This window comes from Microbacterium aurantiacum (assembly GCF_021654035.1).
In the GTDB taxonomy this organism is placed as follows: domain Bacteria; phylum Actinomycetota; class Actinomycetes; order Actinomycetales; family Microbacteriaceae; genus Microbacterium; species Microbacterium aurantiacum.
Genome location: NZ_JAJPDW010000001.1, coordinates 629,264 through 655,329, shown reverse-complemented (window position 1 = coordinate 655,329; position 26,066 = coordinate 629,264). Strand labels below are relative to the sequence as shown.

The 26,066-nt window shown below is 71.4% G+C and carries 25 protein-coding genes; 15 read left to right on the top strand and 10 right to left on the bottom strand.

Features of this window, described 5'->3' with window-relative positions; all coding sequences use genetic code 11:
• Positions 1–47: 47 nt before the first annotated feature.
• The 6 genes from LTL01_RS03105 (at position 48) to mgtE (ending at position 4,318) form a co-directional block, all read left to right on the top strand.
• On the top strand, positions 48–1,064 hold the full coding sequence (locus LTL01_RS03105; RefSeq protein ID WP_236967376.1) for a DNA-3-methyladenine glycosylase family protein: 1,017 nt from the start codon (positions 48–50) through the stop codon (positions 1,062–1,064).
• Positions 1,065–1,094: 30 nt separating this feature from the next.
• Positions 1,095–1,385: a DUF1905 domain-containing protein gene (locus tag LTL01_RS03100; RefSeq protein WP_053548217.1), complete on the top strand. Its 291-nt coding sequence runs from the start codon at positions 1,095–1,097 to the stop codon at positions 1,383–1,385.
• A 91-nt stretch (positions 1,386–1,476) separates the two neighbouring features.
• Positions 1,477–1,875 carry a SpoIIAA family protein gene (locus tag LTL01_RS03095; protein WP_236967375.1) on the top strand — a complete coding sequence of 133 codons (399 nt, stop codon included), beginning with the start codon at positions 1,477–1,479 and terminating at the stop codon, positions 1,873–1,875.
• A gap of 9 nt (positions 1,876–1,884) precedes the next feature.
• Positions 1,885–2,109 (top strand): hypothetical protein, encoded by a 225-nt coding sequence (locus LTL01_RS03090; protein ID WP_053548219.1) that lies wholly within the window; start codon positions 1,885–1,887, stop codon positions 2,107–2,109.
• Positions 2,110–2,139: 30 nt separating this feature from the next.
• Positions 2,140–2,901: an SDR family oxidoreductase gene (locus tag LTL01_RS03085; RefSeq protein WP_236967374.1), complete on the top strand. Its 762-nt coding sequence runs from the start codon at positions 2,140–2,142 to the stop codon at positions 2,899–2,901.
• Between the two features lie 58 nt (positions 2,902–2,959).
• Positions 2,960–4,318: a magnesium transporter gene (gene mgtE / locus LTL01_RS03080; protein WP_236967373.1), complete on the top strand. Its 1,359-nt coding sequence runs from the start codon at positions 2,960–2,962 to the stop codon at positions 4,316–4,318.
• Positions 4,319–4,322: 4 nt separating this feature from the next.
• On the opposite strand, the gene LTL01_RS03075 is transcribed toward mgtE, so the two are convergent.
• Positions 4,323–5,156 carry an aldo/keto reductase gene (locus LTL01_RS03075; protein ID WP_236967372.1) on the bottom strand — a complete coding sequence of 278 codons (834 nt, stop codon included), beginning with the start codon at positions 5,154–5,156 and terminating at the stop codon, positions 4,323–4,325.
• 79 nt (positions 5,157–5,235) lie between these two features.
• On the opposite strand from LTL01_RS03075, the gene panC reads away from it, so the two are divergent.
• Positions 5,236–6,081 carry a pantoate--beta-alanine ligase gene (gene panC / locus LTL01_RS03070; protein ID WP_236967371.1) on the top strand — a complete coding sequence of 282 codons (846 nt, stop codon included), beginning with the start codon at positions 5,236–5,238 and terminating at the stop codon, positions 6,079–6,081.
• Between the two features lie 13 nt (positions 6,082–6,094).
• On the opposite strand, the gene LTL01_RS03065 is transcribed toward panC, so the two are convergent.
• The 3 genes from LTL01_RS03065 to LTL01_RS03055 all read right to left on the bottom strand — a co-directional run bounded on the left by LTL01_RS03065 (position 6,095) and on the right by LTL01_RS03055 (position 8,689).
• Positions 6,095–6,889 (bottom strand): SDR family NAD(P)-dependent oxidoreductase, encoded by a 795-nt coding sequence (locus tag LTL01_RS03065; protein ID WP_236967370.1) that lies wholly within the window; start codon positions 6,887–6,889, stop codon positions 6,095–6,097.
• A complete protein-coding gene (gene panB, locus LTL01_RS03060; RefSeq protein WP_236967369.1) occupies positions 6,886–7,755 on the bottom strand; it encodes a 3-methyl-2-oxobutanoate hydroxymethyltransferase in 870 nt (289 codons plus the stop codon). Before panB ends, LTL01_RS03065 begins: the two co-directional genes overlap by 4 nt.
• A gap of 106 nt (positions 7,756–7,861) precedes the next feature.
• Positions 7,862–8,689 carry a Cof-type HAD-IIB family hydrolase gene (locus LTL01_RS03055; protein ID WP_257730665.1) on the bottom strand — a complete coding sequence of 276 codons (828 nt, stop codon included), beginning with the start codon at positions 8,687–8,689 and terminating at the stop codon, positions 7,862–7,864.
• Between the two features lie 61 nt (positions 8,690–8,750).
• On the opposite strand from LTL01_RS03055, the gene pgi reads away from it, so the two are divergent.
• On the top strand, positions 8,751–10,430 hold the full coding sequence (gene pgi, locus LTL01_RS03050; RefSeq protein ID WP_236967368.1) for a glucose-6-phosphate isomerase: 1,680 nt from the start codon (positions 8,751–8,753) through the stop codon (positions 10,428–10,430).
• A 63-nt stretch (positions 10,431–10,493) separates the two neighbouring features.
• Positions 10,494–11,126: an NADPH-dependent F420 reductase gene (locus tag LTL01_RS03045; protein ID WP_236967367.1), complete on the top strand. Its 633-nt coding sequence runs from the start codon at positions 10,494–10,496 to the stop codon at positions 11,124–11,126.
• A 64-nt stretch (positions 11,127–11,190) separates the two neighbouring features.
• Here LTL01_RS03045 and LTL01_RS03040 read toward each other — a convergent pair whose 3' ends face one another.
• From LTL01_RS03040 to LTL01_RS03025, 4 genes are all read right to left on the bottom strand, one after another.
• Positions 11,191–11,361: a CsbD family protein gene (locus LTL01_RS03040; protein WP_236967366.1), complete on the bottom strand. Its 171-nt coding sequence runs from the start codon at positions 11,359–11,361 to the stop codon at positions 11,191–11,193.
• Between the two features lie 158 nt (positions 11,362–11,519).
• A complete protein-coding gene (locus tag LTL01_RS03035; RefSeq protein WP_236967365.1) occupies positions 11,520–11,945 on the bottom strand; it encodes a GIY-YIG nuclease family protein in 426 nt (141 codons plus the stop codon).
• A gap of 33 nt (positions 11,946–11,978) precedes the next feature.
• Positions 11,979–12,584 (bottom strand): HD domain-containing protein, encoded by a 606-nt coding sequence (locus LTL01_RS03030; protein WP_236967364.1) that lies wholly within the window; start codon positions 12,582–12,584, stop codon positions 11,979–11,981.
• A 262-nt stretch (positions 12,585–12,846) separates the two neighbouring features.
• On the bottom strand, positions 12,847–14,565 hold the full coding sequence (locus tag LTL01_RS03025) for a long-chain-fatty-acid--CoA ligase (RefSeq protein WP_236967363.1): 1,719 nt from the start codon (positions 14,563–14,565) through the stop codon (positions 12,847–12,849).
• A 219-nt stretch (positions 14,566–14,784) separates the two neighbouring features.
• On the opposite strand from LTL01_RS03025, the gene LTL01_RS03020 reads away from it, so the two are divergent.
• Together LTL01_RS03020 and LTL01_RS03015 are read left to right on the top strand one after the other, a co-directional pair.
• Positions 14,785–17,715, top strand: a complete 2,931-nt coding sequence (locus LTL01_RS03020) for an endo-1,4-beta-xylanase (protein WP_236967362.1) — start codon at positions 14,785–14,787, stop codon at positions 17,713–17,715.
• Between the two features lie 283 nt (positions 17,716–17,998).
• Entirely contained in the window at positions 17,999–18,661 is a 663-nt protein-coding gene (locus LTL01_RS03015; protein ID WP_236967361.1) for a Rossmann-fold NAD(P)-binding domain-containing protein, read from the top strand.
• A gap of 85 nt (positions 18,662–18,746) precedes the next feature.
• Here the strand turns inward: LTL01_RS03015 and LTL01_RS03010 are convergent, their stop codons facing one another.
• On the bottom strand, positions 18,747–19,178 hold the full coding sequence (locus tag LTL01_RS03010; RefSeq protein ID WP_236967360.1) for an SRPBCC family protein: 432 nt from the start codon (positions 19,176–19,178) through the stop codon (positions 18,747–18,749).
• A 418-nt stretch (positions 19,179–19,596) separates the two neighbouring features.
• Here LTL01_RS03010 and LTL01_RS03005 point away from each other — a divergent pair, with 418 nt between their 5' ends.
• The 4 genes from LTL01_RS03005 (at position 19,597) to LTL01_RS02990 (ending at position 24,136) form a co-directional block, all read left to right on the top strand.
• Complete coding sequence (locus LTL01_RS03005) at positions 19,597–20,217, top strand: MFS transporter (protein WP_236967359.1); 621 nt, start codon at positions 19,597–19,599, stop codon at positions 20,215–20,217.
• A 96-nt stretch (positions 20,218–20,313) separates the two neighbouring features.
• A complete protein-coding gene (locus LTL01_RS03000) occupies positions 20,314–21,213 on the top strand; it encodes an SDR family oxidoreductase (protein ID WP_053548869.1) in 900 nt (299 codons plus the stop codon).
• Positions 21,210–22,586: an alpha/beta fold hydrolase gene (locus LTL01_RS02995; RefSeq protein ID WP_236967358.1), complete on the top strand. Its 1,377-nt coding sequence runs from the start codon at positions 21,210–21,212 to the stop codon at positions 22,584–22,586. Before LTL01_RS03000 ends, LTL01_RS02995 begins: the two co-directional genes overlap by 4 nt.
• Positions 22,587–22,597: 11 nt before the next feature.
• Positions 22,598–24,136, top strand: coding sequence for a GMC oxidoreductase (locus LTL01_RS02990; protein WP_236967357.1), 1,539 nt, complete (start codon positions 22,598–22,600; stop codon positions 24,134–24,136).
• 4 nt (positions 24,137–24,140) lie between these two features.
• Here the strand turns inward: LTL01_RS02990 and LTL01_RS02985 are convergent, their stop codons facing one another.
• Positions 24,141–25,952 (bottom strand): glycoside hydrolase family 15 protein, encoded by a 1,812-nt coding sequence (locus tag LTL01_RS02985; RefSeq protein WP_236967356.1) that lies wholly within the window; start codon positions 25,950–25,952, stop codon positions 24,141–24,143.
• Positions 25,953–26,066 lie beyond the last annotated feature (114 nt).

Sequence of the window (26,066 nt, the reverse complement as noted above, 5' to 3'; positions counted from 1 at the left end):
CGCGCTCGCGGCGGGCGACGTCGGCGGTGCGACGTAGGGTCGAGGGCATGACGATCGTCGAGCGCACGCGCGAGCAGGTCCGCGCGCGTCCGGCGAGCCCGCCGCACACCCCGGCGCCACCTCACCCCCAGGCGCCGGCACGACCCGAAGCGCCGCTGCAGACCGAGTACCGACCGCGGCATCCGCTCGACCTCCGCCGCACGGTGATGTTCCAGCGCCGCGGCGCGAACGACCCCACGATGTCGATGGCGGGCGCGGTCATCTGGCGTGCCAGCCGCACTCCCGAGGGCGTCGCGACGCTCGCTCTGACGGATGCCGGATCAGGCGTCGTCCGCGCGGCGGCCTGGGGGCAGGGGCGCGAGTGGGCGATCGCCCACGTGCCCGACCTCTGCGGCGCGCGCGACGATGCCACCGGATTCGCCGCCGAGCGACATCCGCTGGTCGCGGAGCTCTTCCGCCGGATGCCGGGGCTCCGCCTCGGGCGCACCGACGGGGTGTTCGACGCCCTCGCCTGCGCGATCTTCGAGCAGAAGGTCACGGGGATGCAGGCCTTCGCCGCGTGGCGCCGGATCGTCTCCGCGTTCGGCGAGACGGCGCCGGGCCCGACGCCGCGCCCGATGGCGGCGCCCCCTGACATCGACGGCTGGCGGGACATCCCCTCGTGGGCGTGGCACCGTGCAGGTCTCGAACCCCCGCAGTCCAAGACCGTCGTGCGCGCCGCACGGAGGGGCCGCTCGATCGTCCGCGCCGTCGAGGCCGCGGGCGACGGCGAAGCGGTCGACCGGGTCCTCGTCTCGCAACCCGGGATCGGCCCGTGGACGTCGGCCGAGACGCGCATCCGCGCCCTCGGCGACCCCGACGCCGTGAGCGTGGGCGACTTCCACCTCGCCCACGAGGTCGGCTACGCCCTCGCCGGAGCGCGCACTGACGACGACGGGATGCTGGCGCTCCTCGAACCGTGGAGCGGGCAACGGCAGCGCGTCATCCGACTCCTCGCGGCCGGTGGCGTGCGCGAGCCGCGCAAGGCGCCACGCCTCCACCCCGAGGACCACCGCGACCGCTGACCACGACCGCTGAAGCGACCAGGAGCACCGATGCCGTTCGACCCCGTCCCCCTCGACCACACCTTCACTGCCCCGATCGGCGTCGACGTCAAAGGGGAGGTCTGGGCCTGTGTGGAGATGCCCGGCTCCGCGGAGTTCTTCGGCACCGGCCGCTCGGTGCGCGTCGACCTCACGGTCGATGAGGTGCCGCTGACGGATGTCGGCATGATGGTCACCGGCACGGGCGGTCACATGGTCTCGCTGAACGCCGCCGTCCGCCGGAAGCTCGGCAAAGACATCGGCGACACCGTCACCGTTCATCTCACGCGACGCGTGAAGTAGGTCACCGCGAAACCCTGCCGCCCGGGGCGGGGGCGCGATATCCTGGGCGCGCAATGGACCGCGGAGTCGCGATCCCCGGAGGAGTACCCGAATGCTCGCCACGTTGCCCGATGCGCCCGCGAACGTGCTCGCGTTCCGTGCCGTGGGTTCCGTCCACGCCGACGACTACCGCACGGTGCTCGATCCGGCGATCGACCGCGTGATCGCCGACGGCGGCACCGTCAATCTCGCCCTCGTCTTCGGCGACGACTTCGACGGCTATTCCTTCGGCGCGCTGTGGCAGGACGCGCGTCTGGAGAGCAAGCCGGCGAGCTCGTGGGGCCGCATCGCCCTGATCACCGACCACACCGCCGTGGCCGAGATCATCCACGCGATCGCCTTCCTGTTCCCCTGCGAGCTGCAGATCTTCCGGACCTCCGCGAAGGACAAGGCGATGACCTGGGCCTCGCGCGCACCGGAACGCCCGACGAGTACGGATGCCGCCCCCTAGGCTGAGCGCATGACTACCCCTCGCTCGCGCTGGACGCGCGGCCGCTCCGGCTGGGCTCTCGGCACCGCCCTGATGTTCGCGCTCGGCATCATGTTCGGACTCATCTGGGAGAACCTGCTGCTGGGCATCGTGATCGCCGCGGCGGTCTCGATCGGCTGGCTGATCGCGTACGAATCCTGGCGCGGACGCAACGTGGGGCTGGAGAACCGCGACGACGACGGCGCGCAGCTCTAGCGGCAGCGGCGAGCACCGGAGGCCGGGACGATGCGGATCGCGATCGCAGGTGCGACGGGACGCGTCGGCGTCCCGGCCGCCGAGATCGCCCGCGCCCGTGGACACGACGTCGTGGCCCTGACTCGGTCCGACGGGGTCGACCTCGTCACCGGCGCGGGGGCGGATGCCGCCCTCCGGGGTGTCGACGTCGTCATCGACGTCACCCATCACGAGACCCGCAACACCCGACGATCGGTGGACTTCTTCACCGCAGTCACCGCCACACTGCTCGACGCGGAAGTCCGGGCGGGCGTCCGACACCACGTCGCCCTGTCGATCGTCGGCATCGACGGTCAGACCTCCGGGTATTACGCCGGCAAGCTCGCCCAGGAGGCGGCGGTGCAGGCGGGTCCGGTCCCGTGGACCCTTCTCCGTGCCACGCAGTTCCACGAGTTCGCGGGCCAGATCTGGGAGGTCGCCTCCGTCGGCCCCGTCCACCTGGCACCCCGGATGCGCACCCAGCCGATCGCGGCGCGCGAGGTCGCCTCCCACCTCGTCGACCTCGCCGAGGGACGCCCGCGCGGACGCGCCCGCGACCTCGCCGGTCCGCACGAGGAGAGCCTCGTCGCCATGGTCCGCGCCTACGGCCGGGCGATCGGGCGCCCGGCGACGCGCTGGCGCGTGCCCGCTGTCTCGCTCCCCGGCGCGTTCGGCCGATGGCAGCGCGACGGTTCCGCCCTCCCGGGTCCGGATGCGACCCTCGGCGAGCAGACCTTCGCCGAATGGGTCGAGGAGACCCGCGCGGCGCGGTGACCCGGCATCCGTTCGCCCTCGCGCGAGCCGTTCGTGCGCGACAGGAGTGAGATCCGTCATGACCCCCGAGCAGACCCGTGCCCTCGATGACCGTGTGCTGGCGATCGAACAGGCCCTCAGCGCCGACGATCTGGCCGCGACGTCGTCGCTGATCGCCGACGCCCCCACCCACGAGGTGGTGGCCGTGATCGAACGGCTGGACGCCCGCCGGAGGGCGGTGGTCTACCGCCTGCTGCCGAAGCAGCGCGCCCTCGAGGTCTTCGAGGACCTCCCCGCGTCGCTCCAGGGCGATCTCGTCGACGCGCTGCAGGACTCCGAGGTCGCCGCCGTGTTCGCCGACCTCGACCCGGACGACCGGGTGCGCCTCCTCGACGAGCTCCCGGCATCCGTCGCCCCGCGGCTCCTCCGCGGTCTCCCCGTCGACGAGCGCACGCTCACCGCGGCGGTGCTGGGCTACCCGCAGGATTCGATCGGGCACCGCATGAGTCCCGAATACGTCACGCTCCGCCCGTCGGTCCGGGTCTCCGACGCGCTCGCCCGGGTGCGTTCCCGCGTCCGCGACGCCGAGACGGTGTACACGATCCCGGTCATCGACGACGCGCGCACGGTCGTCGGAGTCATCAGCCTGCGCGACCTGCTCGGCGGCGCCGACGACGACACCGTGGGCGCGCTCATGAGCGAGCCCCACACCGCGACCGCCACCGACGACGCCGAGGACGCCGCGCGCCTGTGCGCCGACCTCGGCGTGCTCGCGCTTCCCGTCGTCGACAGCGAGGGACGCCTCGTCGGCATCCTCACCATCGACGACGCCGTCCGCATCCTCGAGCAGGAGGAGAGCGAGGATGCGGCACGCCAGGGTGGTGCCGAGCCGCTCCGTCGCCCGTACCTGTCGACGCCGATTCTCCGTATCGTCCGCTCGCGCGTGGTGTGGCTGTTCGTGCTGGCGGTCGGTGCGACCCTCACGGTGCAGGTGCTGTCTGTGTTCGAAGACACCCTGGCGCAGCTCACGGTGCTGGCGCTGTTCGTGCCGCTGCTCATCGGAACGGGCGGGAACACCGGCAATCAGGCAGCGACCACCGTGACCCGTGCCCTGGCGCTGAGCGAGGTCCGCACGCGGGACGTGTGGCGGGTGCTGTCGCGCGAGGTCCGCGTCGGTGCGCTCCTCGGGCTGCTGCTCGGCGTCCTCGGGTTCGCGATCACCGGCGTCGTGTTCGACCTGCCGGTGGGGCTGGTGATCGGGCTCACCCTGCTGTCGATCTGCACGGTCGCGGCATCCGTCGGCGGTGTCATGCCGCTCCTCGCCCGCGCGATCCGGGTCGACCCGGCCGTGTTCTCGAACCCGTTCATCACGACGTTCGTCGACGCGACAGGGCTCGTCATCTACTTCCTGATCGCCCGCGCGGTCCTGCAGATCTGACCGCTCACATCTCTTCGTGCGTCTCGGGGTCGCCGTCCCACAGCCGACCGCGCTCGAGTCCGGAGATCGCCGCGACCTGCTCGTCGGTGAGGGTGAAACCGAACACGTCGGCGTTCTCGCGCTGCCGGTCGGCGTCGGCGGACTTCGGAATGGGGGTGCTCTGCAGCTGGGTGTGCCAGCGCAGCACGACCTGTGTCGGGGTCGCGTCGTGGATCGCGGCGAGGTCGGTGATGAGCTGCTCGGCGAGCAGATCGCTGCGGCGGGCGAGCGGGCTCCAGCTTTCGGTGCGGATGCCGTGCTCCGCGTGGAAGGCACGGAGCGCGCCCTGGGGGAAGTAGGGGTGGAGCTCGACCTGGTTCACCGCCGGGACGACACCGGTCTCCTCGATCAGCTCGGTGAGCATCGCCTCGGTGAAGTTCGAGACACCGATCGAGCGGACGAGCCCCTGCTCGCGCGCGTCGATCATGCCGCGCCACGTGTCGAGGTACTTCCCGACGCTCGGGTTCGGCCAGTGGATGAGCTGGAGGTCGATGCGCTCGAGGCCGAGCCGGTCGAGCGATCCACGGATGCTGTCGACGGCTTCGGCACGGCCGTGATGACGGCCCGGGATCTTGGAGGTGACGATGAGGTCGTCGCGATCGACGTCCGCCCGACGGATCGCCTCGCCCACCTCGCGCTCGTTCTCGTAGTTCACGGCGGTGTCGAGCAGCCGGTACCCGGACGCGATCGCCGAGACGATCGCCTCGATCCCCTCCTCCCCGCGCAGGTTGTAGGTTCCGAGTCCGAGTTCGGCGAAGGACTGGCCGTCGTTCAGGGTGACCGCAGGAATCGTCAGCATCCCCCCATGATGCCCGAGAGGAGGCTCCGCGGGGCGGCTCGCGATCATAGTCGACCCGCGGACGAAGTACGCTCGGCGGATGCGCGTGATCGATTCCGTGGCGCAGCTGCGGGCCGCCCTCGACCCCATCCGTCGCCGCGGGGGTCGGATCGGCCTCGTCCCCACGATGGGCGCCCTCCATGAGGGGCACCTGACCCTCATCCGCGAGGCCGCACGGGTCTCGGACGAGGTCGTCGTGTCGGTCTTCGTCAACCCGACCCAGTTCACCGATGCCGCAGACCTCGCCGCCTACCCGCGCGATCCCGAGACGGATGCCGCAATGGCGGCCTCCGCGGGAGCGACGGTGGTCTTCGCCCCGACCCCCGGCGAGGTGTACCCCGCGGGGTTCTCCACCGGCATCCGCGTCGGAGGGGTGAGCGAGCCGTGGGAGGGCACCGCGCGCGGTGCGGCGCACTTCGACGGGGTCGCGCTGGTGGTCACCAAGCTCTTCCTCATGGTGGGGGCCGACGCCGCCTGGTTCGGCCGTAAGGACGCGCAGCAGGTCGCCGTGGTCCGTCGGCTCGTGCGCGATCTGAACATCCCGATCGAGATCCACGCCGTCCCGACCGTCCGCGATGCCGACGGGCTCGCGCTGTCGAGCCGGAACGTCCGGTTGAGCGCCGCTGACCGCGCGAAGGCCCTCGCGATCCCCCGCTCGCTCTCCGCGGCCGGCGCCGCCGTCGCGGACGGCGAGACGGACGCCGCTCTCCTCACGGCCCGGGCGCACGAGGCGCTCCGCGCGGCGGGGATAGAGCCCGAGTACTGGGCGATCGTCGACCCGGACTCGTTCGCCCCGCTCACCCGGATCGAGACAGAGTCGCTCGCGATCGTCGCCGCCCCGGTCGGCGGCGTGCGGCTCATCGACAATGAGCTGCTGAGCCCCTGACGCGCGTCGCGGATCAGAAGAGCGTGGAGAGCCCGCCGTCGACCACCACCGTCTGACCGGTGAGGTAAGACGCCTCGTCCGACGCGAGAAACGCCACCAGCGCCCCGACCTCGGCGGGGGTCCCCCACCGGCCGAGAGCGGTGCGGGTCGCGACGACGTCGGCGATCCGCGCGTCGACGAGCAGGTCGGCGTTGGAGTCGGTGACGATCGTCCCGGGTGCGACGGAGTTGACGCGGCATCCGAGCGGTCCCAGTTCGGACGCGAGGGACCGTGTGAGCCCGTCGAGCCCCGCCTTCGCCGCGGCATACCCGGGGTCGCCCGCGCGCCCGCGAAGGGCTGCCACCGACGACACCGTGACGATCGAGCGGAGCACGCCGCCGGCGGCCTCGGCCCCGGCCAGGCACCGACGGATCACGTCGTAGACCGCGACGAGGTCGGTCCCCACGAGCGCCGAGAAGGCCGCCGTGTCGAGGTCGCGCACCCCGCGACGGTCACGCAGGCCGACGTTGTTCACCAGGATGTCGGGCACGAGGCCCACCTGCGCCGCCGCAGCGAACGCGGCGTCCAGCTCACCGGGATCGGTGACGTCCGCGGCGAACCCGTGCGCGTCGACTCCTTCGGCCCGCAACTCCGCGATCCGCGGGGCGAGGGTCACGGAGTCCCGCCCGCCGACGAGGACCCGGGCCCCACGGTCGGCGAGCGCATCCACGATGGCACGGCCGATCCCCACGCGGCCGCCGGTGACGAGCGCCGTGCGACCGGCGAGGCTCCGCGGGCGGACCGCGCCGTCGTCGACGGGGATGCTCACCCGAGGCCCTCGGAACCGTCGACCTCGCCGAGGTCGTCGACGCCGTCGAGCGCGGCGGCGACCTCCGCTGCGTCCCACGACGACGCATTCGACGCGGCCGGGAACGAGCCGTCACGGACGGCCGCGGCGTACTCGTCGAGGGCGGCGACCGTCTCGTCGCCGAGCGAGCGGAACCGACGCGCGTGGCGCGGGACGAAGTCGTCGTAGAGGCCGAGGAGATCGTGCCAGACCTGGACCTGTCCGTCGCAGCCGGCTCCCGCGCCGATGCCGACGGTGGGGATGTCGAGCCGCGCCGTGATCTCCGCGGCGAGCTGGGTGGGCACGAGCTCGAGGACGACGCCCCACGCTCCGGCGGCCTGCACCGCGAGCGCGTCGCGCAGCACGCGCCGGGCCTGATCGCGGCCGCGTCCCTGGACGCGGAGGCCGAGCGCGTGGACCGACTGCGGCGTGAAACCGATGTGGGCGAGGACCGGGATGCCCATCTCGACGAGGCGACGGATCGTCGACGCCTGCGCGACCCCGCCCTCGAGCTTGACCGACTGGCATCCGCCCTCCGCCATGAGACGGGTGGCGGCGCGGACGGCGTCGTCCTCGATCGCGTAGGTGCCGAAGGGGAGGTCGGCGACGATCATCGGGCGGGAGGCTCCGCGGGCCACCATGCGCGTGTGGTAGATCATGTCGTCGAGGGTCACCGGCAGGGTGCTGTCGTGCCCCTGCACGACCATCCCGACCGAGTCGCCGACGAGGATCGTGTCGACGGCGCTGCGTTCGACCAGGCGCGCCGAGGTGTAGTCGTACGCGGTCACCATGGTGAACCGCTCCCCCGCGTCGCGCATCGCACGGATCCGCTCGATGGTGGTGCGCATGTCGCGCCTCCTCTCCGAGCCGCTCGACGCCGGGCTCACGCGAGTCCGCGGGCCGGCGGGCATCCTCCAGCCTGTCAGACTCGCGCGCGACGCGGGTACCGGCCGCTCACGCGAAGGATGCCGGATCCTTCGCCTCCAGCAATCCGCGGATGGTCGTGATGACCCCCTCCTCGGTGTGCGACGGCGCGCGGAAGCGGGCGCGGTCGACCACGTCGGGGTGCGCGCCGGCCATCGCGAACGACAGGTGCGCGGCATCCAGCATCTCGAGGTCGTTGAGGTAGTCCCCGAACGCGGCGGTGTTCTCCGGCCCCACCCCGAGGGCGCGCTGCAGCGCGGTGAGAGCGACGCCCTTGTTCACGCCGGGATTCATCACGTCGACCCAGTGGGCACCCGAGACCACGACCTGATGGGTCTCGCGCACGTCGGCGAGCGCGCCCGCGACCCGTTCGCCGTCCGAGAATGCGTAGACGGCGACCTTGAGGATCTGGTCGTCCACCTCGGCGAACGCGGAGACGTGGGACAGCCGCGCGTAGTATTTCGCGGCTTCGTCGGCGAAGGCGGCATCCATCCGCTCGATGTACGCGGACTCCTTGCCGCACAGGACCACGCCGAGGTCCTCACGCGCGGCGAGGTCGGTCAGGCGCGCCAGCAGCGCCTCGACGAACGCACGGTCCATCGCCACCGAACTGACCTCCTCGCCCGCCCGCACGACGTAGCCGCCGTTCTCGGCGATGAAGACGAGCTCGTCGCGGTGATCGGGGAACGCCTCCTGCAGGGTGGCGAGCTGGCGACCGCTCGCGGGGGCGAAGTGGATGTCGCGCGCCCGCAGCTCCTCCAGCAGCGGCCAGAGCGCGTCCGGGACCCGCCCGTCGGCATCCAGCAGCGTGCCGTCCATGTCGACGGCGATCAGGCGCAGGTCCTCGGCGGAAGTCACGCCTTCCAGCGTCGCACACCGCACGGATGCCGCCTGCGGGCGGGGCCGCTACGGTAGCGGTGTGACTGCACCCATCGACCCCACCGGCACGTCCGCCTGGGCGGAGCTCGCACGACTCCGCGACGGCTTCACCCCCGATCTGCGCGCGTGGTTCGCGGCAGACCCCGACCGCGTGAGCGCACTGACGTTCGATCTGGACGACCTGCGCGTCGACCTGTCGAAGAACCTCGTCGACGCCGAGATCGTCGCCGCCCTCGTGCGCCTGGCCGAAGAGACCGGTGTCGCCGAGCGCTACGCCGCCATGCGCGCGGGCGCGCACATCAACACCACCGAAGACCGCGCCGTTCTGCACACCGCCCTCCGCCGCCCCGCGGGGGCGGAGCCGGCGCTCGTCGTGGACGGGCAGGACGTCGACGCCGACGTGCAGTCGGTGCTCGAAGCGATGTCGGCGTTCGCCGAGCGCGTGCGCTCGGGCGAGTGGCAGGGTGTGACCGGCAAGAAGGTCACGCACGTCGTCAACATCGGCATCGGCGGTTCCGACCTCGGTCCGGTGATGATCTCCACCGCCCTCCAGCCGTACGCGGATGCCGGCATCCAGGCGCGATTCGTGTCGAACATCGACCCGACCGACCTCGCGCAGAAGACCGCCGACCTCGACCCCGAGACGACGCTTTTCATCGTCGCGTCGAAGACCTTCACGACGCTGGAGACGCTCACCAACGCCCGCCTCGCCCGCGACTGGCTGTGGGCGGGACTCGCCGCCGCCGGAGCGATCGACGACACGGAGGATGCCCGGACGGATGCCGTGGCCCACCACTTCGTCGCCGTCTCGACGGCGCTGGAGAAGGTCGCCGAGTTCGGCATCGATCCGGTGAACGCCTTCGGCTTCTGGGACTGGGTCGGCGGGCGCTACTCGGTGGGCTCGGCGATCGGCCTGTCGCTCGTGATCGAGTTCGGCCCCGAGGTCTTCCGCGATCTCCTCGCCGGCTTCCACGCCGTCGACGAGCACGTCGGCTCCACGCCGCTCGCCGAGAACGTGCCGGTCCTCATGGGCCTGCTGAACGTCTGGTACGTGAACTTCCTCGGCGCGCAGTCGCACGCCGTCCTCCCCTACGCCCAGCAGCTGAGCCGCTTCCCCGCGTACCTCCAGCAGCTGACGATGGAGTCCAACGGCAAGTCGGTGCGCTGGGACGGCTCCCCCGTCACCACCGACACCGGTGAGGTCTTCTGGGGCGAGCCGGGGACGAACGGGCAGCACGCGTTCTATCAGCTCATCCACCAGGGCACCCGCCTGATCCCGGCCGACTTCATCGCGTTCGTGAACCCCGCCTACCCCCTCGAGGACGGCGGCCGCGACGTGCACGGACTGTTCCTTTCGAACTTCCTCGCCCAGACCAAGGCGCTGGCGTTCGGCAAGACCGCCGAGGAGGTCGAGGCCGAGGGCACCACCGGGGCACTCGTCGCCGCGCGCACGTTCGCCGGCAACCGTCCGACGACGTCGATCTTCGCTCCGGCGCTGACCCCCCGCGTGCTCGGCGAGCTCATCGCCCTGTACGAGCACATCACCTTCACGCAGGGCACGGTGTGGGGCATCAACTCGTTCGACCAGTGGGGCGTGGAGCTCGGCAAGCAGCTCGCGCTGCAGATCGCGCCGGCGATCGAGGGCGACGAGGACGCAATCGCCGCACAGGACGCCTCGACGCAGGCGCTGCTGGAGTACTACCGCACGCACCGGGACTGAGCCCCGACACATCAGCGCGGCCGGGTGGGAATTCCCACCCGGCCGCGCTGCGTTGGGCCCCACATGACCACGGTAGGAATCATCGGAGCAGGACACATCGGCAGCACCCTCGCGGAGGCGCTCTCCACCCACGGCTACGACGTGGTGATCAGCAACTCGCGCGGCCCGGAGACGCTCGCGCCGCTCGTGGAGCGCCTCGGCGACCGCGTGCGCGCCGCCACGGTGTACGGGGCGGCGGAGGCCGGCGAGTGGGTCGTCGTCACGGTGCCGCTGAAGAACGTCACCGACATCCCCACGACACCGCTCGCGGGGAAGATCGTCGTGGACACGAACAACTACTACTGGGAGCGCGACGGCCGCATCGACGCCCTCGAGCAGAAGCGGACGACCACGACGCGGATGGTGCAGGATCACTTCGCCGAGGCCAAGGTCGTCAAGGGCTTCAACCACATTCCGTCCGCAGAGATCCTCACGGATGCCGCGGAACCCGGCGACCCGGACCGCCGCGCCCTCGTCGCCGCGGGCGATCACCCCGAGGCCGTCGCGTTCCTGACGGCGCTGTACGACGAGCTCGGCTTCGACACCGTCGCGCTGGAGGTCTCCGAGAGCTGGCGGATCGAGCGCGACCAGCCGGGATACGGCATCCGTCTGACGGCCGACCAGCTGCGCGAGAAGCTCGCCGCCGCGGAGCGCTGAGCACTCCGCGCGAAAACGACGAAGGGCGCCCCCTCCCCGGGGGGCGCCCTTCGTCGTCAGCGGCTTACTTGAAGGTGTCCTTCACGTTCTCGCCGGTCTTCTTCGCGTCGGCCTTGACCTGGTCGGCCTTGCCCTCCGCGACGAGCTTGTCGTTGTCGGTCGCGTTGCCGATGGCTTCCTTCGCCTTGCCGGTGAGGTCCTGCGCGGCGTTCTTGATCTTGTCGTCGAGGCCCATGAGGCGTCCCTTCTCTCGGTGGATGTGTCTCGGTGAAGGGGTTCGGAGAACCGCCTTCACGAATGAGAGGGGCGCGCGGCACGATTCGTCACAAAAAAGTTCGGACCGGTTTTCGGGCGGGTGGTGCGCTTCGGCCGACGCCCCGTGCAATCGAGGGCTCAACTCGCGAGGGCCTCCGCCACCCAGCGCGCGTAGGCCTGCCACGGCGGAACGCCACCGGTCACGGCGTCGATGTGCGCCCGCAGCTCCGGGGTGTCGCGGAACCACTCCCCTCCCTCGCGCACGGTCGCGAACTCGCGGTGTCGACGCTGTTCGAGCGCGCGCCCGCCCCGCTCGAACCCGAGCAGCTCGTCGTGCCAGATCGCCCGCACCCGCCGGCGCGGATGCCGGGATGTCCCGATCTTGACCCGTTCAGCGAACCGCAGGTAGTAGACGACCTCGATCGTCGGCATCGGCAGGTCGTGATCGGGGGCGTCACCGACGCGCCATCCGCAGTCCGCGCACCGCCAGCCGTCCGCCGCGCGGATGCCGGCGTCGCTGCCGCACAGCGCGCAAGGGCCCGGCATCCCTCCCACGATCGTCATGAGGGGACGGTAGGCGAGGGTTCCGACGTCGGATCAGCCGAGCTGCTCGAGCGGGTTCTCGGTGAGCTTCCGGGCGATTCCGCCCGCGTGCAGGCGCTGCGCCGCAGTCAGGGGTTTCCGAGCGGCCTGATCGGCGATGCAGGCGCTGAACTCGGCCGCGAGCGCTCCTCGTGGGTGGGCGGCGAGCACCTCGCGCCGGTAGGACTCGGGAAGATCGTCCGGTCGTGCGCCGGAGATGTCGAGCCCGGTGGCGATCTCGAGCAGGTAGCCCTCCGCATCCGTCGCCCGATCCACCGACGGCCAGTTGTGCCGCACGATCACGTCGAGGACGCGCGCACGTCGGGGCGCGGGCCAGCCCGCGCCCGCGGTGAGCGCGACGGCGACGTGGCCGCCGGCGTGCTCGTAGGAGAGGGTGTGGTTGTCGTACTCGACGACGGTTCCGATGTCGTGCATGACGGCGGCGACGTACAGCAGCTCGTGATCGAGGTCATCGATTCCGTCGACGCGCGCGAAGGCCTCCGCCCAGAGCCAGGACCGCAACGCGTGCGCGGTGATGGCGGGTGACTGATAGGTCTGGGCCATTTCGAGCGCACCCCGCGCCGCGGGGGTCTCGGGAACGGGGAAGTCAGCGATCTGCACACTCCACTATCGCGGCGCGGCACCGCTCGCCGCCGTCCCTCGCCGGGCAGGTCGCGACGGTTTCCTGCCAGAAGCGCGAGCGCTGGCACACTGCCCGCAAGTCCGTCCGGAAAAGGTCTTCCCTTCCGTTACCCCACCGTTATATAGTGCTCGCACGGTAACCGTTTGCTGTGGCGGGAACCGGACATGTGATTACTCTCGGTGCAAGGGTTGCGGGCCGGTCGGATGCCTCTCCGACCGGCCTCCACCGTTTCGCGGCCGCTCAGTCCCCGAGCAGCTGCTCGCGGACGCGGCGGCGCAGGACCTTGCCGATCTGCGAGCGCGGCAGGTCGTCGACCTGCACCACCCGGCGGGGCACCTTGTACGCGGCGAGATGCGACCGGCAGAAGTCACGCAGAGCGTTGGCGTCGAAGGCTGCGCCGTCCGCCAGGACCACCGCGGCCACGACTTCCTCGCCGCCCGAGGGGCGCGGAAGCCCGACGACCGCGGCATCCGCGACATCAGGATGCTGGATGAGCACCTGCTCGACCTCGCTCGGGCTGACGTTGAAGCCGCCCGTGATGATGAGCTCCTTGACCCGGTCGATGACGGTGACGAAGCCGTCCTCCGAGACGGTGACGATGTCGCCGGTGCGCAGCCACCCGCCCTCGAGCATGACCGCGGCCGTCTCATCGGGGCGCCGCCAGTATCCGCCGAAGACCTGGGGCCCGCGGATCAGCAGCTCGCCCGCCTCGCCGATCGCCCGATCGCTTGCGGGATCCTCGGGGTCGACGACGCGGATCTCGGTGCTGGGGAACGGCACGCCGACGGTGCCGGGTCGCCGGGTGTGACCGATCGGGTTGCCGAGCGCGACAGGGGAGGTCTCGGTCATGCCGTAGCCCTCGACGAGCAGCCCGCCGGTCGCCTCCTCCCAGCGGGCGACGGTCGCCACGGGGAGGCTCATCGCCCCCGAGATGGCGAAGCGGATCGTCGATAGGTCGACGCCCTTCCGCGACGTCGCACGGGCGAGGGCGTCGTAGATCGGGGGGACGCCGGGGAGAAACGTCGGGGGCGAAGACTTCGCCGCGGCGACGACCATGTCGACGTCGAACTTCGGGAAGAGCACCACCCGGGCGCCGATCGAGATCGCGAACGTCAGACAGAGGGTCAGTCCGTACGCGTGGAACATCGGGAGCACCGCGTAGAAGGTCTCCTCCCCCTCCTTCAGGCCCGGCACCCACGCCCGCCCCTGCGCGGCGTTCGAGCGGAGGTTCCGGTGCGACAGGATCGCCGCTTTGGGGGTTCCGGTCGTGCCGCTGGTCAGCTGGAGAAGCGCCGTGTCGTCGAGCGCGGGGGCCGGCCACTTCTTCGGCAGCCTCCGCTCCTTCACCCAGGTCTTCCACGAACGGATGCCGCGCGCCGACGGCTTCGCGGTCATGGCCTCGCGCGACGCCCGCGCCGCGGGTACCGGCAGACGCAGTGCCACCCGCTTGAGCAGCGGCAGGGCATCCGGAAGCCGGACGGCGACGATCGCGCGCGGCGCGATGTCGCTCGGGAAGTCGGCGACGATGTCGGCGACCTTGTCCCATACGATCGCGACCACGGCCTCGTGCACCTCGAACTGGTGGCGGAGCTCGCGCGCCGTATACAGCGGGTTGTGCTCGACGACGATGGCTCCGATGCGGAGGGCGGCGTAGAACGCCACGACGTGCTGGGGGCAGTTCGGCAGGATGAGCGCGACCCGGTCCCCCGTCTTCACGCCGAGCTTGCGCAGCGCCATCGCCGCACGGAGCACCTCGTCCTCGAGCTCGGCGTAGGTGGTCTCTGCGCCGAAGAACTCCAGCGCGACGTGATCACCGAAGCGCGCGACCGCGCCCGCCAGCATCTCCACGAGGGTGTCGCGCACGGGTTCGATCTCGTGCGGCACGCCCTCGGCGTAGGCCGAGAGCCACGGGCGGTCGCTGAGGGGGGATTCGGATGCCGGAGCGTCGCTGTTCGTCACCGGTTCAGCGTAGGACGCCCCGACCATGCGCGGCCTGACAGCGGCGCCAACACGCGCGCGAACGCCCGCCGGCGGAAACCTTTCGAAATTCGTTGTTAGCGGCATCATTCTGTGGAAGCGTGGCCGTCGCCGCGCCTGCATCCGTCATCGCATGGAGATCCCCCGGGCGCGCGCGCCCCCGTCGTCGGGTGGCGCGTCAGTGAAGTGCAAAGGAGCATTATGCGAACGTCCGGCCTGCGCCCGAGAGGCGGGAAGCGCCTCGGCGCCGTCCTCGCCACGGTCGCCCTCCTCCTCGGCGCCGCGGCCCCCTCCGCCGCATCCGCCGCGGAGGAAGACCTGAGTCCGTACACCATCTGGTTCAACAACTTCGAGTCCGGGCGCCTGGCGCCGTGGGCACCGAGCGGCGGCTCCGTCACGGTGGAACGCCAGACCATTCCCGAAAGTATCGGCCTCAGCCACGCAACCTCGATGCGGGTCGCCGGGCGCGCCGCCACCGGCGAGGGCGCCGCCCTCCCCCTGGCCGATTACCTCACCGCCGGTGAGCGGTCCACGATCTCGGTGTGGACGCGCCTGCACCCGGGGACCCCCGCCACGACCGTCCGGGTCGGGGTCGAGCAGGGCGGCACCGTGACCCCGGTGGCATCGGGTGCCGCGACCGCCGACGGCTGGATCGAGATCGTCGGCGACTACACGCCCGCCGCCGGCGCCGAGCTCGGCCGCCTCCTCATCACCGCCGACGCTGCGGATGCCGGGTTCTGGGTCGACGACACCCTGCTCACGGGATACGCCCCGCGCACGGTCGTCATCGACGACACGACTCCCTTGAAGTCGACGCTGCCCTTCCCGATCGGCGCGGCGGGCGACTCCCGCATCGCCGCGGGCTCCGGCGAGCCGACGCTCTCCACCCATTTCAACTCCGTCTCGGCGGAGAACCACATGAAGCCCGAGGCCTGGTACAACGCCGACGGGTCGTTCGTCTCCACCAACCCTCAAGCGGACTCGCTCGCCGATTGGGCCGTCGAGAACGACGGCCGGGTGTTCGGTCACGTCCTGCTCTGGCACAGCCAGATCCCCGCGTGGTTCTTCCGCGAGACCGCGGGCGACAACACCTCGCGCGAGCTGACGAACTCGGACGCCGACAAGGCGATCCTCACCGAGCGCATCCGCACGCACATCGACAACGTCGCGGAGTATTTCGCCGACCGTTACGGCCCCTACGGAAGCGCCGGCAACCCGATGAAGGCCTGGGAAGTCGTCAACGAGGTCATCAACGACGGACAGAACCCGCAGCTGCGCAACTCGCGCTTCTTCCAGATCCTCGGCGAGGAGTTCATCGACATCGCGTTCCACGCGGCCGACGAGAGCTTCAACGAGACCTACGCCGCGGAGGGTGTGGATCACCCCGTCGAGCTCTTCATCAACGAGTACGGCACCGAGGGCGGCGCGAGCGCGACGTCGAAGCTGCAGCGCTACTACGACCTCGTGGTGCGCCTGCTCGAGCGCGACGTGCCGATCACCGGCGTCGGCCACCAGTTCCACACCACCATGGCGTCGCTGAACCTGGCGAACATGGAAGCGGCGCTGGAGAAGTTCGCGGGCCTCGGCCTCGTGCACGCCGTCACCGAGTTCGACATCGCGATCGGCACGGTCACCGAGCGGAACCTCATCCGCCAGGGCCACATCACCGCTCAGGCGTTCGACATCTTCAAGGAGTTCCACGCCGGCCCCGAGACGATGTACTCGGTCACCGTGTGGGGCCTCCGCGACATGGGCTCGTGGCGGTACTACGACGGCGCCCCGCTGCTGTTCGACGACTACTTCAACGGCAAGTGGGCCTACCGCGGTGCCGCAGGGCTCTCGATCCCGGCCGAACCTCGTGCGATGAACGCCTTCGGCGGTACCGTCGAACTCACCGAGGACGCCGTCACCGACGTCGCATGGGATCAGCTCGCCCCCACCCCGATCGCCGATCGGCACGCCTTCGGTCTGCGCTGGTCGCCGGACCACGTCACCGCGCTCGTCGAGATCGCCGACACCGACGCCGACGCGACGGATGCCGTCACCTTCACCCTCGGCGGCGACACCTACACCGTCGGACGCGACGGCGGCGGTGACATCGACGCCGTCGTCGGCGAGACGACGGACGGCTGGCGTCTCGTCGCCCACGTGCCTGCCGCGGGCCTCGCCGAGGGCGACATCGTGCGCTTCGACGTCGCGGTCGATGACGGCGACGCCGTGCTCGGGTGGAACGACGCCGGAGTGCTCGGCGAGGTCACCCTCCGCGAGCCCCTGTCGTTCGCCGCGATCACTGAGATCGCGGACGCTCCGACGATCGACGGCGACATCGATGCGGCGTGGGCCGACGCGGTCGGAATCGCCACCGGCAAGCAGATCGACGGCACGGACTCGGCATCCGCCGATGTCCGCCTCGCCTGGAACGGCGACGGTGACACACTGTTCCTCCTTGCCGAGGTGCAGGACGACGTCATCGACACCTCCGCCGGCGCCGCGCACGAGCGGGACTCGATCGAGGTCTTCCTCGACCTCGGCAACCGCAAGAACGGCACCTACCTGGCAACCGACATGCAGCTGCGCATCAACGCCGCAGGCGAGCTGAGCTTCGGCTCGGGTGACGCCGCGGCTCAGCAGGCGCGCGTGACGTCTGCGGTCCAGGTCGTGGACGGCGGATACGTGGTCGAGGCCGCGATCAGCCTGTTGGATGCCGGCGGAGCGGAGTCGCTGCACGGCTTCGACGTGCAGGTCAACGACGCCCGGGACGGCGCCCGCGTGGGCGTGCGCAACTGGGCCGACCCGACCGGGTCGAGCTGGAACAACACCTCCCGGTGGGGTGTCATCCAGCTCGCGGTCGACGAGGGAGACGTGGCGCCGACCCCGGAGCCGACGCCCGACCCGGAGCCGACGCCCGACCCCGAGCCGACGACCCCGGCACCGGTCCCCGGTGACGGCGGATCCGACGACGATGACGCGGCATCCGGTGGAACGGGCGGGAACGACGGAGACGGCGCACTCGCGGTCACCGGTCTCGCCGGGTCGTTCCTCCTGCCGCTCCTCGCGGGCGGAGCCCTTCTGGCTGCGGGTGGCGCGTTCGTCGTCCGCGGCATCCGACGCTCGCGGGCCGGTCTGAGCTAGCGAGCAGCTCTCGCGGCGGCTCCGGGCCTCCGCCACGAGGGCGAACCCACCACCCCCGCGCCGCGGACGTCACTCCGTCGGCGCGGGGGTGCTCTGGTCTCCGGGGCCGCGGACATCGCCGCGGGCGCCCTCAGGTGGCAGGTGTCGCCGCCTCCGCGCGCTCGACGCGGCCACACCTGCCACCTGAAACCGTCCCGCACACCGGTGAGGGGTGGATCAGTGGGCCGTGGCTCCGCACACCGCGCCGGGGTAGAAAGGGAAACTCCTCGAGAAAGGCGCGCGCGTGATCGATCGACCCGCCCTGGCGGCGTTCCTCCGGCATCGCCGCGAAGCGCTCCAACCCGAGGACGTGGGCCTCCCGCGCGGACCGCGACGGCGGACCGGCGGGCTCCGCCGCGAGGAAGTCGCGGAGTCGCATCGTCTGCTGCTGCGCGCCGGACGCGCCCGCGTCACGCATCAGACGAGTATCGCCGCCCGGTCGGGATCGATCCCCTGGGACGACATCGATGGCGAGCGGGAGTACGACGCGATGCGGGCGTACTCGGCGTCGAAGATCGCGGTCGGGCTGTTCGCGCGTGAGCTCGACGCTCGCAGCCACGCGGGCAACTGGGGTATTTCGAGCAACCTGTCGCACCCGGGCGTCTCGCCGACGAACCTTCTCGCCGCTCAGCCCGGAGTGGGCCGCGCCCGCGTGACCCCCGAGCGCCGGATCATCGGGGCGCTCTCCCGCATCGGTGTGACCGGCACGCCGCAGTCGGCGGCGCTCCCGGCGCTTCGTGCAGCGACGGCGACGGATGCCGCGGGCGACGAGTTCTACGGACCGAAGCGCGTCGTCGCCGGTCCGCCGACGCGGGTGGACCTGTGGGAGCCGTTGCGCTCGATGGGCGACGCTCGGCGCGTATGGGAGATCTCGGAGGCGCAGATCTCCGTCGGCGCGCGCGAGTAGCGGTGGTTCAAGTGGCGCTCGGCGCCGCCTCCGCGCGCGGGAGGCGGCGACACCTGCCACGTGAACGCACCCCAACGCGCGCGGGCTACGCCTCGAGCTGCGCCTTCGCGCGGGCGAGCCCCTGCGCGAGGGTCGAGCGGACCGTGTCGGCGACGACCGGTTCGACGAAGCGCAGCATCCCGCCGGGGCTCGCCTCGATCTCGGCGCGGACGTGGCAGGCCTCTCCGCGCGGGGCGAAGTCGAACCGCAGGGTCGTCGGCATGATCCCTGCGCTGCTGCGCGCCGCCATCACGACCGGCGGCTCGAAGTGCGTCACACGCCAGTCGTACTCGACCTCACGGCCGATGACCCGCATGCGCGTGCGGAGGGTCGTTCCGGGGCGCACCGGCGGGGCCGAGGTGATCTCCTCTGAGATCACCGACGTGTCCCAGCGCGAGCGGTTCGCTGGGTCGGTCAGGTACGCGAACACCGCGGCGGGGTCGCGCTCGATCAGGATCGTCTCGGCCACGGTGAACATGCCCCCATCCTCCCCCACGCCCGCGTTCCCCGGGCGGGAGTCGCCTTCCAGATCCTGATCGTGACGGTGTTGAACGCCACCCCGGTGCAGCTCAGCGTGCTCAGCGCGCTGAGCGTCGCCCCCTACCTCGTGCTCGGATTCCTCGTCGGCGCGCTGATGGACCGGTGGCGTCGCCAGCGCACCCTCGTGATCACCAGCGTCGGACGCGCCCTCGTGCTCGCCGCGGTCCCGGTGCTGATCCTCACCGACACGCTGACCTTCGGCACTCTCGCGGCCGTCATCCTGACGCTCGGTGTGCTGACGCTCTTCGCTGACTCCGCCGCCCAGCCCCTCCTCCCCCGGATCGTCCCGCGCCGTCGAGCCGCCGGCTCCCCGGCGCGCCGCCGGTCGGCACGTCGGTCACGAGATCGTCGACGGCATGCGTTTCACCTACGCGCGTCCGACTCTCCGCCCTCTCGCACTGTCTGTGCACGTCTGGTTCCTCGGCAACAGCATCGTGATGACGGTGTTCGCGGTGTACGTGTTGCGCGAACTCGCGCTGCCGGCGTGGGCCTTCGGCGTCGCCCTGGCGGCCGCCGGGATCGACGGTTTCGCCGGGGCCCTCATCGCACCGTCGCTCGGTGCCCGCTGGGGAGCCGGGCGTGCGATCCTGTGCGGCCGCACCCTGGTCGTCGTCCCGTGGCTGGTGCTGGGGTTCGCGCCACTCACCGCGGAGACGGATGTCGTGCTCGCGCTCGCGGTCGTCGGGGGCGCTCAGCTCCTGTACGGCGCGGCGATGGGGATCGAGGACGCGAACGACATCTCGTACCGCCAGTCGGTCGCGCCGGATGCGATCCAGGGCCGGATGAACGCGACGATCCGCACCGTCAATCGGGCCGTGTTCTTCGTCGGTGCCCTCGCCGCCGGGCTGCTGATGACGGCGATCGGCTTCGCGTCGACGCTCGTGGTCGGCGCGGTCGTGTTCGCCGTCGCCGCGGTCATCATCGTCGTCTCGCCGCTGCGCGATGCGCGACACGACGACGAGGTCGGCAGCGGATGAGCCGCTGACCCGACGGCCGCCCGCCAACCCGATTGCGCATCGGCGAGGTTTCCGCAACCCCGAGGCCGAATGCGGCGGCCGACTTATCGTGACGGCATGAGCACATCGGACCAGTACACGTTCGACGACCCGGTACGTCGCTACGCGCGGGTCGAGCCGCCGCTTCAGCACCAGCCCGAACCGGGCGTGCAGGCGCGGATGCAGCCGGTCCCCGATCTCGGCGAGAAGACCTACCGCGGCACGGGTCGGCTGGCGGGCCGCAAGGCGCTCATCACCGGCGGCGACTCGGGAATCGGCGGCGCCACCGCGATCGCGTTCGCGCGCGAGGGCGCCGATGTGGTGATCGTGCACCTGCCCGACGAGACCGAGGACGCCGCGCACATCCTCGAACTCATCGCGGATGCCGGAGCCCAGGGTCACGCGATCATCGCCGACATCGCCGATGCGGCCCGGTGCCGCGAGATCATCGAAGAGGCCGTGGCACTGCTCGGCGGCCTCGACATCCTCGTCAACAATGCCGGCCGCCAGATCGCGGTGGACCGCGTGGAGGACCTCAGCGACGAGCAGTTCGAGCTCACCTTCCGCACGAACCTCTTCGCGCCGTTCTGGCTCACCAAGGCCGCCCTCGCCCACCTTCCCGCCGGTTCCAGCATCATCAACACCGCATCCCTCGAGGCGTACAAGCCCGCTCCGGACCGTCTCGACTACGCCGCGACGAAGGCGGCGATCAACAACCTCTCCAAGGGTCTCGCCGTGCAGCTCGCCGATCGCGGCATCCGTGTGAACGTGGTCGCCCCCGGCCCGGTGTGGACGGCCCTGCAGGTTTCGGACGGCGTCTCGGACGAGCAGATGCAGGCCTTCGACGACGAGAACACCTACCAGCGATCCGGCCAGCCGGCCGAGCTGGCGCCGGCGTACGTCTTCCTCGCCTCGTCGGAGTCGAGTTATGTCTCGGGCGCGACGCTCAACGTCAACGGCGGGATGATCACCCCGTGACACCCGTCTGCACGGTCTACGTGCTCCCGGGCCTCGGTTTCGCGGGCGAGGCGGCCGCACCGATCGCCGCGCACCTGCCCGAGCGCTTCGACGTCGTCGGCATCGACCTTCCCGGACACGGCGACGCACTGGATGCCGCCGACGCCGGTGTCGCCGCCGTCGCCGACGCCGTCGTCGCCGCGATCGCCGCGCGCGCGACGGGCGGACCGTGGATCCTCTGCGGCCACAGCATGGGTGGCAAGATCGCCGCCGTCGTCGCCGATCGCGTTCTCCGCGGGGATGCCCCGCTGTTCGGGCTCGCCGGACTCGTCCTCCTCGCCCCGTCGCCGACCACGCGCGAACCGATGGACGAGGAACGTCGCGAGCGCATGCTCGCGTGGGTGGCGGACGGGCCGATCTCGGCACAGCACGCCCACGACTTCGTCTCGGAGAACGTCGCCGCGCCACTCGACCCCGACACCGAGACGACCGCGATCGCCCAGGTGCAGCGGATGTCGCCCCTCGCCTGGCGCCGATGGCTCGAGACCGGAAGCCGCCAGGATGTCCGGGACGGTCTCGACATCGCCGATCTTCCGGCCGTGGTCCTCGCCGGCGACGCGGACGAGGACCTCGGGGCCGACGCCCAGCCGGGTCTGATCACCGACCTCCTCCCCCGCGCCGAGGTGATCGCACTCTCCGACACCGGGCATCTGCTCCCCTACGAGCGACCGCGCGAGGTCGCCGCCGCGATCGCGCGACTGTGGGAGCGCATCCTCGCGGCGTCCGCGCCTGTTCCCTCGGACTGGGGTCGGATCATCGCGTCCGAGCGGACCGATCCCGAGACGCGCGGCATCCTCTCCCGCCGGGCTCTCGCCGACGACGTCGACGCGGGCCCGCAGGCTCTCACGCCGCCGCAGCTGACGATGCTGCGCGCGCTGGCCTCACGCCTCGTTCCGCGCGCCGCCGCCGACCGCTTCGATCTCGCGCTCCGCCTCGACCGCGACCTCGCCGAGGGCCGCGGAGACGGCTGGCGCCCGCCGGGGCTGCCGACGGATGCCGCCGCCGCCCGCGCCGGACTCGACGCCCTGGCCGCGGTGTGGCCGGACGGCACCGCCGCACAGGACGCCCTCATCGCGCAGATCATCGCCGGCGACGGGTTCGACGGATCCCCGTGGGATGCCGACACCACGCGCCGCTGGTTCGAGGACCTCCGCGTCGACCTCGCACAGGCGTGGGTCTCGCACCCCGCGTCCTCGGCGCGGATCGCCTTCGACGGATTCGTCACGGGCGTCGGCACGTCGGATCCCGGATTCTCGGAGCTCCGCGCCGATCGCCGCGACGCGTGGGAACCCCCCTCCCTCGGCATCCTCTCCTCCACGGAAGACCCCTCATGAACCTCTCCGGCATGCGCACCTATCCCATCGACGAGACTGTGGACGTCGTGGTGGTCGGCACCGGCGCCGGCGGCGGCCCGCTCCTCGCGCGGCTCGCGAAGGCCGGCCTCCGGGTCGTCGCGCTCGAGGCCGGGCCGAACTTCGACGTCACCGACTTCGTCCCCGACGAGGCCGAAGGCACCCGCGTGAACTGGATGTCGGAGCGGATCAGCGGTGGCGAAGCGCCCACCGCATTCGGGCCCAACAACAGCGGGCGCGGGGTCGGTGGCGGCACCCTGCACTGGGGGGCGTTCACCCCGCGTCCCGACGCGCGCGACCTGCGGCTGCGGTCGGAATTCGGCGTCGGCGCCGACTGGCCCGTCGACCCCGGTGAGCTCACCCGCTACATCGAAGAGGTCGAGCGCACCGTCGGCGTCTCCGGCCCGACGCCGTATCCGTGGGACGAGGGGCGCGAGTACCACTGGCCGGCGGTCGCGCGGAACGCCCCCGCGGACGTCGTCGCGGACGGCTGCGCGCGCGAGGGCATCCGCACAGCCACCGCGCCGGCGGCGATCCTCACGCGCGACCACGACCAGCCGCACTACGGGCGCCGGTCACGAAACCTGAATTTCGGCAGCATCCACCAGGGAGACCGGAGCGACGCAAAGGCCACCACCGCGAACACCTACCTCCCCGCCGCGGTCGCCGCCGGTGCCGAGATCCGCCCGGACAGCACCGTGCACGGGATCGAGCTCGACGCCCGCGGACACGTGTCGGCCGTCGTCTACACGCGCGCCGGTCTGGAGGTGCGGCAGCGGTGCGCGACCCTCGTCCTCGCGGCGGGGGGCGTGGAGACTCCGCGCCTCCTCTTGCACACCGGCCTCGCGAACTCGAGCGGCGCGGTGGGGCGGAACTTCCTCGCCCATGGCGCGCTGCAGGTGTGGGGGCGCTTCGACGCGCAGATCCGCGGCTACCGCGGCTACCCGTCGTCGCTCATCAGCGAAGACTTCGTCCGTCCTACCGGTGTCGACTTCGCCGGCGGCTATCTGATCCAGAGCCTCGGGGTCATGCCCGTCACCTACGCCACCACCCTCGTGCGCGGCGGCGGCCTGTGGGGTCAGGAACTCATGGATGCCCTCGACGCGTGGCAGTACTCCGTCGGCGTCGGGATCAACGGCGAATGCCTTCCGGCCGAGCAGAACCGCCTCGTCCTCACCGACGAGGTGGACGAGTTCGGTGTCCCGCGGGCCGAGATCACGTTCACCCCGGGGGCGAACGAAGAGGCGCTCGACCGGCACGCGGCGCGCACACTCACCGGCATCCTCGAAGCAGCCGGTGCGCGCGAGACACGTGTGCTCGCCCGCACGGCCCACACCCTCGGCACGTGCCGCATGAGTGCCGATCCCGCGGAGGGCGTCGTCGATCCGGACGGGCGGAGCCACGACATCCCGAACCTGTGGGTGTGCGACAACTCGACCTTCCCGAGCGCACTGTCGGCGAACCCGTGCCTCGCACAGATGGCGCTGTCACTGCGGACGGCGGACCGGATGCTGGCCTCTCGGGCGGCCTGAGCGGTCAGCGGGTGCCGAGGGTCTTCTCGGGGACCAGCTCACGGATCGTCAGGGCCGCGCTCACCAGCGCGAGGTGGCTGAGCGCCTGCGGGGTGTTGCCCCAGAACGAGCCGTCGTCGGCGGAGATCATCTCCGCGTAGATGCCGACGTCGTTCGCCGTGGCCACGAGCGCGTCCATCGCGGCGATCGCCTCGTCATGCCGGCCGACGCACGCGAGCGCTCCCGCGCACCAGAAGGCGGACGCCACGAACGTGTGCTCCTCGGCATCCATTCCGGTGTAGCGGTAGAGAAGCCCGTCGCCGGCGCCGAGCTCGCGCGTGAGGGCGTCGATGGTGGCCGACATCCGTTCTCCGCGGTCGAAACCGCTCTCGGCGTGGAGGAGCACCGAGGTGTCGAGATCGGACGAGCCGGGATACATCACGTAGCTGCCGGCATCCTCCGACCAGCCGAACTCGTGCACCCACTGGGCGATGCGCTCGCGCTCGGCGCGCCACCGGTCGGCGTTGCCGGGGATCGCGCCCTCATCGGCGAGCCACGCGGCGTCGTTGAGCGCCTGCCAGCACCCCATCTTCGACGAGGTGTAATGGCGGATCTCGGGGAGCTCCCACATCCCGGAATCGGGGTTGCGCCACAGATCGCACGTGCGGTCGGCCATGTCGGCGAGCATGCGGCCGGTGGCGACGTCGAGGATGTTGCCCGCGTCGACATAGGTGCGGCAGATGGCGAAGAGGTCGCCGTACACGCCGAGCTGCAGCTGGTCGCGTGCGGGATTTCCGGACACGACCGGGCCGATGCCCTTCCATCCGTCGACGTCGAACTTCTCGACGCCGGCGGTGACCTCACCGCGCAGCGAATAGAGGACGTGCAGCTCGGGCCCGTTCTCGCGGATCGTCCGCAGCAGCCACGAGATCGCGGCGTGGGTCTCTTCCCGGAGCCCGAAGCGGACCAGCGCGTGGGCGGTGTAGGCGAGATCCCGCACCCACGCGAAGCGGTAGTCCCAATTCTTCCCCCCGCGCGGATTCTCGGGGAGGGACGTCGTCGCCGCGGCGGCGATCGCCCCGGTGGGCGAGTAGACGAGAAGCTTCAGTGCCAGAGCGCTGCGCTGCACGGCATCCGCCCAGGGGCCTTCGTAGGAGAACTCCCTCGACCACGCGCGCCAGCCGTCGATCGTCCGGTCCACGCTCCGATCGACGTTCGCCGGGTCGGGGAGGTGGAGGGGCTCCCCGTCGGTGGCGACGACGACGAGCAGATGACGGGAGTCGGCGGATGTCGTGAAGCGGCCGCGCAGGAGCGGGCCGCGGGGGCCGTCCGGGTCGGGCGCATCGGGTCCGTGGTCGCTGCCGACGACGGCGAGGGAGACCCCGCCGACGCGGAGGATGGCGGCCCCGGCGTGCTGCTCGATCCACGGAGCGGCGGTCTGGAGGCGAGACCCCGGCTGCACCACCCACTGGAATTCGACCGTGCCCTCGATGCCCTCGATCCGGCGCGCCAGCTCCGCCCAGGGGAGGCGCCCGGCGACGCCGGTCACCATCGCGTCGACCACGCGCGCCCGCCCGGTCGGCGTCGTGAACGTCGTCTGGAGCACGTTCGTGCGCGAGATGTAGCGACGGCGGACGGTGTACTCACCGACGGGCTCGAGCTCGATACAGCCCCCGGTGGCGTCGTCGAGGATGCGCGCGAACACGGGCGCCGAATCCAGGTTGGGCAGCGGAAGCCAGTCGATCTGGCCACGGCGACCGATCAACGCGATCGTCCGGCCGTCGCCGATCGGTGCGTAGTCGCGGAGGTCGTCGTGGGAAGGGGATGAAGGGGCCACGGGTTCAGGCTAGGCACCGCGAGACGGACGAGGCGTGGCTTGCGCGAGCGGACGTCGAGGGGTACGTGGATCGTGAGGGCTCGGTCGCAACGGCTTCTTTTCATCGGCACGGGC

What these genes read in the sequence shown, in the direction of transcription:
- LTL01_RS03020 (WP_236967362.1), top strand. Translation starts at nt 14,785, where the DNA reads ATGCGAACGTCCGGCCTGCGCCCGAGAGGCGGGAAGCGCCTCGGCGCC.
- LTL01_RS03075 (WP_236967372.1), bottom strand. Translation starts at nt 5,156, where the DNA reads ATGCTGACGATTCCTGCGGTCACCCTGAACGACGGCCAGTCCTTCGCC.
- LTL01_RS03005 (WP_236967359.1), top strand. Translation starts at nt 19,597, where the DNA reads ATGCGTTTCACCTACGCGCGTCCGACTCTCCGCCCTCTCGCACTGTCT.
- LTL01_RS03105 (WP_236967376.1), top strand. Translation starts at nt 48, where the DNA reads ATGACGATCGTCGAGCGCACGCGCGAGCAGGTCCGCGCGCGTCCGGCG.
- LTL01_RS03085 (WP_236967374.1), top strand. Translation starts at nt 2,140, where the DNA reads ATGCGGATCGCGATCGCAGGTGCGACGGGACGCGTCGGCGTCCCGGCC.
- LTL01_RS03010 (WP_236967360.1), bottom strand. Translation starts at nt 19,178, where the DNA reads ATGTTCACCGTGGCCGAGACGATCCTGATCGAGCGCGACCCCGCCGCG.
- LTL01_RS03095 (WP_236967375.1), top strand. Translation starts at nt 1,477, where the DNA reads ATGCTCGCCACGTTGCCCGATGCGCCCGCGAACGTGCTCGCGTTCCGT.
- LTL01_RS02990 (WP_236967357.1), top strand. Translation starts at nt 22,598, where the DNA reads ATGCGCACCTATCCCATCGACGAGACTGTGGACGTCGTGGTGGTCGGC.
- LTL01_RS03100 (WP_053548217.1), top strand. Translation starts at nt 1,095, where the DNA reads ATGCCGTTCGACCCCGTCCCCCTCGACCACACCTTCACTGCCCCGATC.
- LTL01_RS03040 (WP_236967366.1), bottom strand. Translation starts at nt 11,361, where the DNA reads ATGGGCCTCGACGACAAGATCAAGAACGCCGCGCAGGACCTCACCGGC.
- LTL01_RS03090 (WP_053548219.1), top strand. Translation starts at nt 1,885, where the DNA reads ATGACTACCCCTCGCTCGCGCTGGACGCGCGGCCGCTCCGGCTGGGCT.
- LTL01_RS03000 (WP_053548869.1), top strand. Translation starts at nt 20,314, where the DNA reads ATGAGCACATCGGACCAGTACACGTTCGACGACCCGGTACGTCGCTAC.
- mgtE (WP_236967373.1), top strand. Translation starts at nt 2,960, where the DNA reads ATGACCCCCGAGCAGACCCGTGCCCTCGATGACCGTGTGCTGGCGATC.
- panB (WP_236967369.1), bottom strand. Translation starts at nt 7,755, where the DNA reads ATGCGCACCACCATCGAGCGGATCCGTGCGATGCGCGACGCGGGGGAG.
- panC (WP_236967371.1), top strand. Translation starts at nt 5,236, where the DNA reads ATGCGCGTGATCGATTCCGTGGCGCAGCTGCGGGCCGCCCTCGACCCC.
- LTL01_RS03045 (WP_236967367.1), top strand. Translation starts at nt 10,494, where the DNA reads ATGACCACGGTAGGAATCATCGGAGCAGGACACATCGGCAGCACCCTC.
- LTL01_RS03035 (WP_236967365.1), bottom strand. Translation starts at nt 11,945, where the DNA reads ATGACGATCGTGGGAGGGATGCCGGGCCCTTGCGCGCTGTGCGGCAGC.